A 12,098-nucleotide genomic window follows, 5' to 3' on the forward strand; every position below is an offset into this window, starting at 1 on the left:
CTGCTCGCATGCAACACGGTCTGTGCGAAACATTGTCCTACATAGGCAAGCGTCGGTGCCTGATCATGCACACTGTCAACGCGCCGGTCGGTAAATGAGGATCGATGGCGTTTCAAACACTGTGCGGGGGCGGGGTGGCACGGTGGAATGCGCGATGCCTGGCACGGTTCCGTTCCGGTTCCGTGCTGGTTCAAGACGCGTCATCGGGATCGTTTTGGCCGATCCGGTCGCCGTTTAAACCCGCTACGAGTCGGGCGTTTCAGGCGTAGCCGCCGCCGAAACGCCCGGTTCATGCGCATGGCTGTTGCGCCGCTTTGGCCGGGTCGGCAGGCAAGACCGGCAGGCAAGAGCGGCAGGCGCTTTGCTGCAAGCCGGAAAATCGAGACGGATGCGCAGGTTGGAGGCCGCGCCGACACCTGGCCGCCGCTTTTCGTCATCCTGCCGCAATCTCCTGCAGCGCCATTGACGACTATGCGTGATTGTCCTACAACGCATGTGCTATTGTTGGAGTGCGCATGTTTTATCAATCCTATGAAACAGCCGAACGTCGCGGGGCTTCCAAGCACCGTGGTGGCGGAATTTCCTTCGTGTCGCTGTTGCGAGGCACTGACGGCGCGCCCGACAACTACGATCTGATGATCGTGGATATGGACGAGACGTATGTAACGCCGCGCCATCGTCACAATTTCGACCAGATCCGCATCATGCTGGATGGCTTTTTCGAGTGGGCTCCCGATATGCCCCAGCCCGAAGGTTCGGTCGGTTACTTTACCGAGGGCATGTATTACACACAGCGCGGCGTTGGCCAAAGTCGCACGCTTGTCCTACAGGTCGGCGGCGCGAGCGGCCAGGGCTATCTTGGCAATGCCACGCTGCAGGCGGGGATCGCTGCGCTGTCGGCCCACGGCCAGTTCAAGGATGGCGTCTATACCACGACCGATGCTGCCGGAAAGAAAGTGAATACGGACAGCTATCAAGCGATCTGGGAGCACAAGAACGGGCGCAAGCTCGAATATCCGCAGTCGCGACACCAGACGCCGGTTATCTCGTTTCCGCAAGCTTACGCCTGGCGCCCTGTCGGCGGCGGGGCGCGGCGCGATCTCGGCGTCTACAACGAGCGTGGTACGGCGCTTTCGTTGATACGGGGCGACGCCGGCGGGCAACTGGACATCCCGCCATCGTCCCACGCGCGGCTCTATTTCGTGGTCTCGGGCAGCGGGCAGACCCCGGCCGGCCGCTTTTCGGCCAACGATGGCCTGCGCCTCGAAAGCGGCGAGGCTGCTAGTTGGCAGATCGAGAGCGAAGCGCTGCTTTACGAATTCACGCTTCCCCTGTTCGAGGAGCGCGTATCGTGACAGAACGGGCTATTGTGGATCAGCGCCTTCATCTTGCCCGCGCGCTTTGCGACGCGACCATTGCCGAGGCGCAGCGACTGGGCTTCGAAGTCTGCGTGATCGCGGTCGATACCGGCGGTCATCCGATCGTGCAGTACCGCATGGACCTGTGCCCTTATGCGCCGATGGAGGCGGCCCGGCGCAAGGCGATAACGGCCATGGCCATGCGCGCGCCATCGGCGATGATGGCCGAATTGCTGGCACACGATCCGGTGGCACAGAGCGCGGCGGGGGCGTCGCCCGATATCCTGGCCGTGCCTGGCGGTTTCCCGATTTTCCTCAACAATGTCTGCGTTGGCGGCTTTGGCGTTGCCGGGGGGCATTACAGGGACGACAACTGGCTGGGCGAGGCCGCGCTGGCCAAGATTATGGGTCCGGCGCCGGAAGGAACCGAAGCATGATTGACAACGAGGTCCTGGTCGTCGACGCGACGGTCCACGCTTTCAATTTCGGTGCGGAAAACTTTCGCCAGCCGTTCATGAAGGAAATGATCAAGGGATTGCACTGGATGGGTTTTACCCAGATCCAGCCGCAGGGTGATCCCCGCTATTACATGACGCTGGACGAGTTTCACGATCTGTTCAAGCTTCAGCCGCTGCTGATGCAGGAAGTGCTGTTCGCCGAAAGCGATACCGACATCGCCTGCTATCACGGCGTACCGCTCTATGGCCTGTTCGAAGACGGTTCCTCGCCGATCTGGGTTGCCGAGCGGATCCGCGAGGCGGTGCCCCACCGCATGTACATCTATGGCGATATCAACCCCTGGGCGCCCGATCAGCTTGCCCGCATCGACGCGCTGGCCGACGAGCACAAGGTCATCGGGCTCAAGTTCTATCCGCTCGACTATCTCGAAGGCGGTGTGCGCGTGCTCGATTTCACCGACGAGAAGCTGATCTTCCCGTTGATCGAGCGGGCGCGGTCCAAGGGCATTCGCAACGTTGCCGTTCACAAGGCGGTGCCGATCGGACCTTTCCCGCGCCATCTTTATGATCCGGCGGATCTCGTTCCCGCGATCGAGGCCTTTCCCGATATCACGTTCGAAATCGTGCACGGCGGCTTCGCGTTTGCCGAACATACGGCCAATCTGCTCGATCGCTATGCCAACGTGACGGTGAACCTCGAAACCAATCCGGTTTTTGCGCTCAACATGGCCGACAAGTTCGCCGACATGATGGCGCCGATGCTGGCAGTGGGCGCGCACGACAGGCTGTTTTATGCAACCGGCGCCACCGGCATGCATCCCCAGCCGTTCATCGAAGCCTTCTGGCGGTTCGAAATGCCGCGCGGCTATCCCCCGATGACCGAAGAAATGAAAGTCGGCATGCTCGGCGAAAACTTTGCGCGTCAGCACAACTGGGATATCGAGGCGCTGAAGGCGGCGTGCCGGGCCGATGAATATGGCCTTGAAAACAAGAAACTGCGCGAGCCCTGGCGCCTGGTGCGGGAGGCCAGCCGTGCCGTTGCATGAACCCCCTTCCGAAAGCGAGATCCGCGCGGCGGCGAACGCGATCATCGATCCGTGCAGCATTGCCGCCCGTTCGCCTACCGGGCTGGACGATATGGGGCTGATCGGCGAGGTGAGGATCGAACCCGGTCCCGATGGGGCGACCGTTGCGGTCCAGGTGGGCGTAACCCATCCGTTCTGCATGATGGCCGCCATTTTCATGAATCAGGTTCACGAGCGCATCATGGCCTTGCCGGGGGTGGCGCAGGTGGACGTGTCCTTGCTGCCCGAAGTGGTCTGGACGCCCGACCGGATGAAAGTCCCGGCACTTCAGTCTTGAAATAGGCCGGTGCCATCCGCAATGTGAGGCAATGACCGAGGAACCCAGTCCCGTGCGCCTGTCCATGGTTGATAGCATGGTCGATCAGTTGCGCTCCGCCATTGCATCGGGCGAGCTGAAGGGCGGCTATCGCCTTGTCGAAGCCGACCTGACCGAACGTTTTCAGGTCAGCCGGGGGCCGGTTCGCGAAGCGATGCGGCGCCTGGCGGCCGAAGGCCTGATCGACATGGAGTATCATCGCGGTGCGCGCGTGCGCCAGATGAGCCGGCGCGAGGTGCTTGCGCTGTTCGAAGTGCGCGAGATGCTGGAAGGCCTGTCGGCCAGGCTGGCCGCGGAAACCCTGCTGGATCAGCCGACCCGCACCGGCATCGAAAATTTGCGCGACGCGATGAACGAGGCAGTCGAGCATGGCGACGTCGGCCGCTATGTTGCGCTGAACAGCGATTTTCACAATCTGGTCGTGCGGCTGGGCGATAACCCGCATCTGCCGGCGATGCTGGCCCAGCTTCATACCCAGGCGATGCGGTTCCAGTTCCGCCAGTTCGTCGATCCGGCATCGACCGCCGAATCGAACCGCGAGCATATGCGGATCATCAACGCCATTCTCGATGGCGATCCCGACTATGCCGAGCGCAGCATGCGTCAGCATATCCAGCGCTCGCGGCGGATGTTGACCATGCTGCCCGACGACATGTTCGCGCCTGGCTGAACGCATCGGGCGAGCCTGGCCTGCCGGTCCTTGCGTCTCGCATCGCTTTCCGCATGCCGGGCATGGGGAAGCATAGCGCGCGAATTTCATACATATATTTTAACAATCCCAACAAATTGTAGCACAATAAAAGATGCTATCGAGCACTATGCCGGGCATTTTCATCGGTTCATCCTGGTTTTGAGCCATCCGACGGCGGGCTGTTGGCAATGATCCGAAATGGGCTTGTCGATTGTCGGACAATGATCTAGGGGCCGCGGCGAGTAGCCGGTTTGCCGGCGTGTTTGGGAGGATCGGGAATGCGGCTGAAGGCGCTGTTTTTGGCAGGTGTGGGGCTTGGGCTCCCGGGCATGGCTCACGCGCAGGACGTTGCCGCGTCCGACAGCGCCGGCGCTCCCGAAATCATCGTGACGGCGCAGAAGCGCGAGCAGAACATCATCAAGGTTCCGGTTGCGGTTTCGGTGATCGGTGGCACTGAACTGGAAGACCGCAACATTTCCCGGTTCGACGAAGTGGCCCGCCTCGTGCCGAACCTGCAGTTCGAGCCCGGCCAGACACCCAACGAAAACAGCTTCTCGCTGCGCGGCATCTCGGCCGCGACCGTGGCCCAGGGCTTGCAGTCCAGCGTCGGCGTCTATGTCGATGGCGTCTATGTCGCGGGCCGCAGCGCGCTCAACTTCGATTTGTTCGACATCGAGCGGATCGAAGTGCTGCGCGGCCCGCAGGGCACGATCTTCGGTCGCAATGCCGCGGCCGGCGCGCTCAACATCGTCAGTGCCAAGCCCGGCCATGATTGGGCCGGCCGCGCCGTGGTGGAATACGGCAATTACAACAGCGTGCGCGCAACCGGTTCGGTCGGCGGGGAACTGGGCGACAGCGGGCTGTTCGTGCAACTGGGCGGCGGCTACAACCGCAACGACGGCTGGACCTTCAACCAGTTCGACGGGCGCCGCCTGCAAAAGCTTGATGGTGGCGGCGCGCGCGGCTCGATCGCCTATCGCCCCGCCGGCAGCATCGTCAACATCACCATCGCAGGCGATTACTACAAGGAGCGCAACCTTTCGGCCGTGACTTCGGCCACGCCCTATACCCGCGTTGTCGATGTCAATACCCTGCCTTACAACAACCGTGACGTTTACGGCGTTTCCGGCACGGTCGATATCGATTTCGACACGGTCAAGCTGACGTCGATTAGCGGTTTCCGCGGCTATACCGCCGATCGCCAGGCCGATAACGACGCAAGCCCTGCCAATACCCAGTTCGGGCGCAATCAGGAAAAAGTTGGCGGCCTCAGCCAGGAACTGCGTCTTGCTTCGCAGGGCAACGGTTCGTTCGACTGGCTGGCGGGTGTCTATTACTACCGCGAGATCAATCGCCTGATTTCCGACATCTCGCTGGCGCTGCCTTTCGGTCCTTCCGGTCTGACGCTGTTCAGCGGGCAGTCCAATAGCCGCTTGTTCGAACGCAGCGCCGCGGCCTTCGGCCAGGCCAGCTGGCGGTTCACGCCGAAATGGGAACTGACGCTCGGCGCGCGCTATAGCGACGACAGGCAGGCGGTCGATGTCACGCGCAGCGGCTTCATTCCCACTGTCATTTCGGCAGGCAGCAACCGCTTCACCACCAGCAGCACCGATTTCAGCGTCAAGGGTGCGCTGCGTTACGAAATCGATCCGCGCCAGAGCGTCTATGCCAGCATCGGCGAAGGCTACAAGGGCGGGGGGCTCAACGTCTCGGTCCTGTCGGGCTTGCTGGCAAACCGCCAAGGCTATCTGCCCGAGCGGGCGGTCAATTATGAAGTGGGCTACAAGGGCGTTCTCGCCAATGGCCGGCTGCGGGTCAACCTTGCGGCCTTCTATCTCGATTATCGGGATCTGCAGGTCTTCATCACCGATCCTCAAACCTTCCAGAACTATATCGGCAACGCCTCCAAGGCCCGGTCTTACGGTCTCGAAGCGGAAGTCAGCGCGCAGTTTTCGCGCAATTTGCAGGTTACCGGCTCGGCTGGCTGGACGGAGGCCAAGTATCTCCAGTTCGCGGGCTGCTCGCAGTCCGGCACGGTGGATTGCGACGGCCGCCGTCTCAGCCGTGCGCCGGCGCTCACCGCTTCGCTGCGGGCCGATTGGCGCGTGGAACTGGGCGATTACCGCCTCGGCTTCACGCCCAGCGTCAGCTATACCGGGCCGACGTACTTCGATCCCTACAACTACGTGCAGTCGCGTCGCCCCGGCTATGTGTTGATCGGCGGTGAAATTTCGCTCGATCCGGCGCAGGGACCCTGGTCGGTTTCCTTGTGGGCAAAGAACCTGGCCAAGGAAAACTACTTCACCGACGCGATCGAAAGCCCCAACCCGACGGGCCCCTCGATCTGGCGGTATACGGTCGGGGCACCGCGCACCTATGGCATCCGCGCGCGGATGCGTTTCTGACCGGTTCCTCCGGCACAAGGACCTTTTGCAAGGCCGCCCGCCCATGAAGCTTGCCACCACTTTGCTGCGCTGGACGATCATCATCGCACTGCCGCTGCTCGTGTTCACGTGCTGGAACGCCACCCGGCCGGGCGGGCAGCCCTCGCCCGCGCCGCAAGGGAGCCCGTCATGAGGCGGAAATGGCCCGTGGTGGGCGAAGACCCCGAGATCAAGTTGCCCTCGCTGGCGATCGTGATCGGGGCCAGTGCCTACTGGATCGGCGGCACGCCCGATAATGTCGGGCCGCCGCACTGGATGGTGTCGACCATGGCATGGGTCGGCCTTGTGTTCCTGGTATTGACGCTAATTCCCGCGAACGCCCTGCGGGTGGGTATTTCGCCGCACTGGCGCAAGCGGCTCACGCCGGTTGCGCAGCGTCGTCGCACGCTGGGCCTGATGGCGGCACTGTGGTTCTGGGGGCATTACAACCTGGCGGTAAAGCTGGTTCGCAGCTCGCAGAAAGCACCGACGGAAATCCAGGCGCAATACGATCGGGTGCTCGATACCGGCCAGATCGCCCTGTTCATTTTCCTGCTGCTGTTCCTGACCTCGTACAAATGGGGCCGCCAGTTGCTGAAAGGAGACTGGAAGCGCCTTCAGTCGCTGGTCTGGCTCGCCGTGCCGCTGATCCTTGTCCATTCGATGAGTGCGAAATGGGCGTTCGAGGGGCAGGTGGTCCATATCAGCCTGGCCATGCTGCTCGGCATTCTCGGCTTTGCCGGCTATGAAGCGGTCCGCCTTGGTCGCAGGCGCCATCCCGATCGCTGGCGCCATCTGCTGCTGATCGCGGTGGGCCTCGCCATCGCGCTGTATTACCGGTTCTTCTTCCGCTGAATGCGCGCCCGGAGAGCCGCCTCGCGTCATGGCGTCATGGCTTCCGGCTCGGCAAAGCGCGCCGGCTATGCCGCGGACCCGGGACGAAGACGGCATGGCCGTACCGGGACCGCCTTGCATGGCCGACCGACTTGTCGGCGATCGGTGGGAGTACGGTCATGCGAAACCTTACGCAAAGCCATAAGCACCGGGCGCCCGCTGGGGTTCAAGCGATCTTGCTTGACAGGGGCTACACCCACACGACTGGACAAGAGGCGAGCTTTTAGGCAAGCCTGTACTTGGCAAAGCCTTTGAGGAGCTGTCCGTTTTTTGCCGAGTTCAAGGCGATGTAGTCATTGTAAACGGCGTCTTCCCGCGTCCGAACAAGCTGCAAGTTGGTTTTCAGCAATCGCTTGTCGATCCCATAGACCACATAACCCAGCGCAGTAAGAATTGAGCCTAAGGGACCGTCGGTTGCGGCGCCTCCCTGACGATCTTCAAACTGGATGGCGCGGGGCTGGAGCCTCGCCAACTGACCAGCAGCATTTCTGAAAATATGCTCTTCGTGACCCTCGACATCTATCTTGATCAGATCGAGACGCTCGAAATGCGAAAGAAATGCGTCGGTGGAAAGGCCTTTCACTTGAACCGTTTCAGAATCTCCAACGACATGAATACTGCTTGATCCGCGATTGTTGATGTCTATGTGAAGCTCTATGGCCCCATCGGCATCAGATAGCGCGGCTTCCACGACCGTGGCGCGCCCAGGGAACCGGGCGAGGTTCTGGCGGAGCAGATCGACGATCAAGGGTTGGGGCTCTACAGCGGTCACGACAGCGCCTTTAATTCGCTGTAAAAGCACGCAACTTACGTAACCGATATTTGCACCGATATCCAGAACAACATCATTATCAGCCTAAAAGTCCAGAAGCACCTGAGCAGGCGTACGGTCAAATTGGCCTGACATCAAAATATGATGGCCGATATGATCATCAGCTAAAACATCAATCATGAATCCATCAGACGTGAGCGACGTTCTGGTTCCCTGACCAAGTCTCCGTCTCGAAGAAAACTTGTCGATGAACCTTCCGCTGCCATTTGCAAAAGGCCAGTTCTTCACGATATTCATAGCAACATAATTGGGAATACGCATGTTTTCGGACTCCGAGTGAGGCAAGTCCATCTGCAGCCGTATGATGCCTGTAAGCATTAGCATAGGGCATTAAGTAAGCAAGCGTGTTTTGTCGGACCCATGCAACGGTAAGGCGCGCTATGCCGCTTGTTGGCACCGTTGAGAATAGTCGTCACCTAGGGATTACACGTATATCCCGGTGACAGGTGCGATAACCCGCATGGCGGCGCTCCGTTCCCCATGATGGAACGGCAAGATAAAGGGCACGGCTCCCTCTGATGAAGTTTTCACCTAGGCCGCCTGCGTCGTGCCGAAACCATCGGTCGCAGTCGGCTGGAAAACATGCAGCGAAAAACCGAACCGGCCCTTTATCCCCGAAAACACAAAGCAAAGCCGAAGAATGTCAGCTCACGCACCTGCACCGTAATTCAATGAATCCAATGCTTAATGAAGACTTATTCAGGTCACAGACAACTCGTGCTGGCAACGGTTGCCTGATGGGCGCCAATATCCGGCGCACATTTGGTTGGCCGCTTGTTTCCGCCGAAAAAATCTCTTATACTGGAAGTGTAAACGAGCGCTCCCTGCTGGCGGGCGGGAGATCCAGTGGAAAGTTTGAACGCCTGCAACAGGTTGTAGTTTCGCTGCACACTTATGCCGGCATAACCTGTCGGTGACGATCCGCTCGCAGGAAGAGGACCGTCAAAACCAGGATCGGCGATCAGGGAATTGCTGTTGCTCGCTACCGTGAGCGAACCGGTGGCGTAGAATAGGTTGCTGTCCCAGATTGCCGAGCCACTAAAAGTGCCCAGATAAGGCGTTACGGAACCAAGCGAATAGAATATGTTGTTCTTTATCGACAGCCCAGCGGTTGCACCGCTTTGGACCACTCCTATCGTGGCGTTTCTAGGCAGATAAAACGTATTTCCGAAAAATTGTGCGCGATCCGCATAAGTGCTATCGCTATTGGTATAGCCGGCGCCGATTGCATAAATCAGCCGATTTGCAACGATGCCGTCGTTGATGCTGATGTTGTCTCTTACCACCACCCCCGTGGTACGAGTCGATCCTCCACAGCTTCCGCAGAGAAGCATGAAACCACCCTCATTATCGTGACTGTAATTTTGCTTGAACAAAACACCGGAATTACTGAAATCTGCGTCAAACGCTGTCCCATCATTGTTGCCAGAGCCATCACTGTTACTGGAAAGCTTTTTTACGCCATATACTTCATTGAAACTTATTTCCGTATTATTGCTATTGATTGCCCATATTGCCACGCTACTGCTGTTGTAAGTCCAATTCCTTGTGGCGAGGTTAAAGGCCAGATTATCTTGAACAAGCGCGTTTGATGATACACGAATTATTATCCCATCGCCGCCGATGTTATTGAGCTGGTTTCTCGCGAAATAAACACCAGTAAACGGACGCCACGCATTATATGGGGCAGAGCCACTTGTATTTGCCGAGCATGTAAAGTACTGGCGGCATTTTTGTTCAGAATATGTGACTATTCCACTTCTGTCTACGTTACTTATCCTAGAATTAATTACTTGTATATCATTAAATGAATTTGGAACTCCGGTGCCTTTTACAGCAAATTGTATTCCATTGCTACTTTTAGACTCAAATTCACTGGACCCGGCGCCGCCGTTTATATCGTGGACGTAAACGTTGTTAATATAGATGCTACGGGCGGTTCCCGTCGAAGCGCCGGATTGATCGGTTCCGTTTACGAAGTTATCAAGCAAGACAAGGATGCCATTTCGAATTCCCCGTGTCGCCCCCTTGTTGGTAACCTCCAGATCGCTGATCTGCCAGTATTCCTGATTTTTCAAAACGACAGCGGCCCCGGCGTCGTACAATCCGGTTGCGCCGTTGGCGTCGATGATCGGCCTTGCGGTTCCAGATCCATAGGCGGCAACCTTGATCGGGCTGCTCGATGTTCCGGACCCGCTGCTTAGAAACCGTCCAACGCAACGCGCGCCACGGCGAAAGAATATCGAAGTTCCCGGGCTTATGGTCGTGTTCAATGATGACAGTGAGTTGAAAGGTGAAGCAGAACTGCCATCTCCGTTCGTGGCTGCGGAACAGTCTACATAGATTTCACCTGAAAGAGTGGCTTGAGCCAGAACTGCAGTCTGATCGGAAGAATATATTACCAGAGCACTTTGATCGGTCATTTTCCCGATCGGATTTTGAATCACGCTTTGCTCTGTGCTTTTTGCAGGAATATTTGCCATATTTGCAGAGGTCAAAGTACTGGCCCCCAGCATAAGAATTGCTACTTTCATACAACCTCTCCTGTTTTTATCTATTTGCAATGGCGATAAGCACTCGTGCGGCGCAAAGTCATGTTCTGGTACGGGGAGGGAATTCCGGGATTCGCCACATTGAAGGCATGCCTATCGCTGCCATGAAAGTTGCATATTTATCAGATAAGTCAACCTTACCGTTGTAACATTATGCCGATCGTCTCGGTTTTCTCTGCGGCAAGGCGCTGTGATGAGCGCTACAAGGAACAAGCTTTCGCCTGAGTTTCGCGGTCGAGCCCGTGCGGCCAGTCGACAAGCATCGAGGGGTGAATTGTCCTTTTTTCTGAATGCCTTTATCGGTGGTATGGCGGTATGGCGGCACTGCATCGACCAGTCCGTCACGCGGCGAGATTGCAAGTCGGTCATGACAGCCAGATAGGCAAAGCCCTCCAAGGTGCGGAGTGGAACAGGAGGCGCATAGGCCGCAGCAGAATGCGTTGATTGAATCGTTCAATGCTGGCTGGCGCTGAACCGTTGCGAGACTTCCTGCTGCCTGATCCCCTCGCTCGGTGATCCGGGCCACGGCGTCATGCTTGAACTTCTCGCAGAAATTGGGGCCCTCCATAACCGTATACTGTCCTCAAAATCAGGATCCAAGGCCTTCAGCAATCCCAGGGCTACTCAGCCCCGGTTGCCGGAGCCAGATAAAGACGTCTCAGAAGCGCTTTATGGAAAGGACATCAAATGTCTGCCTGAGCACCTCGGTCGAACGGTCGTAATCTGCAAGCGCTAGAGCAGCGATTAGCGCGTCGATCACGCAGAGTTGCGCGATGCGGCTCGTCATTGCTTCGGTCCTGAACTTTGTCTCGCGTGCCATGGTGAACAGGACAACATCGGCAAAAGCCTGGATTGGTGAACGGCCGAAGTTGGTGATCACGATCGTCCGCGCCCCGGCCTGGTGCGCGAGGCGCGTGGAAGCCACTGTCTCGTTTGTCGATCCGCTGTGCGAGATGGTAAGCACGGCCACATCCTTGTCGCAACGTGAGGCTGAAATGGCCTGAATGTGGCTGGCATGACCGCCTATCGCAACCGCGCCGGTGGAAGAACGCGAAACACGGGGACCAGTGGGCAAGCACGCTGGAAAACTATGCGTATCCGGTAATCGGCAGTTGGACGTGGCCCACGTGGACACGGGGCATATTCTGAAAATTCTAGAGCCTATTTGGGACACGAAGAACGAGATGGCCAGCCGCGTGCGCGGCCGGGTGGAACGCGTGCTGGCGTGGGCGACCACAAGGAAGCTACGGAAGGGCGGCAACCCCGCCAAGTGGACGCACCACCTAGACACCATCTTGCCGCCGCCCAGCAAGGTGAAGAAAGCGGGGCACCACGAGGCGCTGCCATATCAGGAAGCGAACGCCTTCATTCAGGCGCTGAAGGGGTGGCTGCCCACGTAGCGCACGAACTCTTTATGCACGTGCAATATGGCGAGGCACCGCGCGCAAAGACGCCAGAGGCAGAGGCCGCGCCTGCGCTCGCATCTGTC

At 58.5% G+C, this 12,098-nt stretch carries 13 protein-coding genes; 9 read left to right on the plus strand and 4 right to left on the minus strand.

All coding sequences use genetic code 11. From position 1 onward, the window contains the following. Positions 1 to 515: 515 nt before the first annotated feature. The 8 genes from AC3EDY_RS14615 to AC3EDY_RS14650 all read left to right on the plus strand — a co-directional run bounded on the left by AC3EDY_RS14615 (position 516) and on the right by AC3EDY_RS14650 (position 7,186). Positions 516 to 1,355 (plus strand): hypothetical protein, encoded by an 840-nt coding sequence (locus AC3EDY_RS14615; RefSeq protein WP_488573237.1) that lies wholly within the window; start codon positions 516 to 518, stop codon positions 1,353 to 1,355. Next, positions 1,352 to 1,795, plus strand: coding sequence for a GlcG/HbpS family heme-binding protein (locus AC3EDY_RS14620; RefSeq protein WP_488573238.1), 444 nt, complete (start codon positions 1,352 to 1,354; stop codon positions 1,793 to 1,795). The genes AC3EDY_RS14615 and AC3EDY_RS14620 overlap by 4 nt, the downstream gene beginning before the upstream one ends. Continuing rightward, on the plus strand, positions 1,792 to 2,862 hold the full coding sequence (locus AC3EDY_RS14625; protein ID WP_488573239.1) for an amidohydrolase family protein: 1,071 nt from the start codon (positions 1,792 to 1,794) through the stop codon (positions 2,860 to 2,862). The genes AC3EDY_RS14620 and AC3EDY_RS14625 overlap by 4 nt, the downstream gene beginning before the upstream one ends. After that, positions 2,849 to 3,178 carry a metal-sulfur cluster assembly factor gene (locus AC3EDY_RS14630; protein WP_488573240.1) on the plus strand — a complete coding sequence of 110 codons (330 nt, stop codon included), beginning with the start codon at positions 2,849 to 2,851 and terminating at the stop codon, positions 3,176 to 3,178. The genes AC3EDY_RS14625 and AC3EDY_RS14630 overlap by 14 nt, the downstream gene beginning before the upstream one ends. Before the next feature lie 31 nt (positions 3,179 to 3,209). After that, complete coding sequence (locus tag AC3EDY_RS14635; protein ID WP_488573241.1) at positions 3,210 to 3,887, plus strand: GntR family transcriptional regulator; 678 nt, start codon at positions 3,210 to 3,212, stop codon at positions 3,885 to 3,887. A gap of 350 nt (positions 3,888 to 4,237) precedes the next feature. Next, positions 4,238 to 6,313, plus strand: a complete 2,076-nt coding sequence (locus AC3EDY_RS14640) for a TonB-dependent receptor (protein ID WP_488573242.1) — start codon at positions 4,238 to 4,240, stop codon at positions 6,311 to 6,313. Positions 6,314 to 6,356: 43 nt separating this feature from the next. Next, a complete protein-coding gene (locus tag AC3EDY_RS14645) occupies positions 6,357 to 6,485 on the plus strand; it encodes a hypothetical protein (RefSeq protein WP_488573243.1) in 129 nt (42 codons plus the stop codon). Beyond that, positions 6,482 to 7,186, plus strand: a complete 705-nt coding sequence (locus AC3EDY_RS14650) for a hypothetical protein (RefSeq protein WP_488573244.1) — start codon at positions 6,482 to 6,484, stop codon at positions 7,184 to 7,186. Before AC3EDY_RS14645 ends, AC3EDY_RS14650 begins: the two co-directional genes overlap by 4 nt. Before the next feature lie 262 nt (positions 7,187 to 7,448). On the opposite strand, the gene AC3EDY_RS14655 is transcribed toward AC3EDY_RS14650, so the two are convergent. From AC3EDY_RS14655 to AC3EDY_RS14670, 4 genes are all read right to left on the minus strand, one after another. Then, on the minus strand, positions 7,449 to 8,063 hold the full coding sequence (locus AC3EDY_RS14655) for an FkbM family methyltransferase (RefSeq protein WP_488573267.1): 615 nt from the start codon (positions 8,061 to 8,063) through the stop codon (positions 7,449 to 7,451). An 18-nt stretch (positions 8,064 to 8,081) separates the two neighbouring features. Beyond that, positions 8,082 to 8,318, minus strand: coding sequence for a hypothetical protein (locus AC3EDY_RS14660; RefSeq protein ID WP_488573245.1), 237 nt, complete (start codon positions 8,316 to 8,318; stop codon positions 8,082 to 8,084). A gap of 443 nt (positions 8,319 to 8,761) precedes the next feature. Next, positions 8,762 to 10,591, minus strand: coding sequence for a right-handed parallel beta-helix repeat-containing protein (locus tag AC3EDY_RS14665; protein WP_488573246.1), 1,830 nt, complete (start codon positions 10,589 to 10,591; stop codon positions 8,762 to 8,764). 676 nt (positions 10,592 to 11,267) lie between these two features. After that, positions 11,268 to 11,846 (minus strand): MurR/RpiR family transcriptional regulator, encoded by a 579-nt coding sequence (locus tag AC3EDY_RS14670; protein ID WP_488573247.1) that lies wholly within the window; start codon positions 11,844 to 11,846, stop codon positions 11,268 to 11,270. Here AC3EDY_RS14670 and AC3EDY_RS14675 point away from each other — a divergent pair. Further along, entirely contained in the window at positions 11,728 to 12,009 is a 282-nt protein-coding gene (locus AC3EDY_RS14675; protein WP_488573248.1) for a phage integrase central domain-containing protein, read from the plus strand. The two genes, AC3EDY_RS14670 and AC3EDY_RS14675, sit on opposite strands and share 119 nt — an antisense overlap. The last annotated feature ends 89 nt before the right edge of the window (positions 12,010 to 12,098 follow it).

It is taken from the genome of Novosphingobium sp. DS6-6 (genome assembly GCF_057784975.1).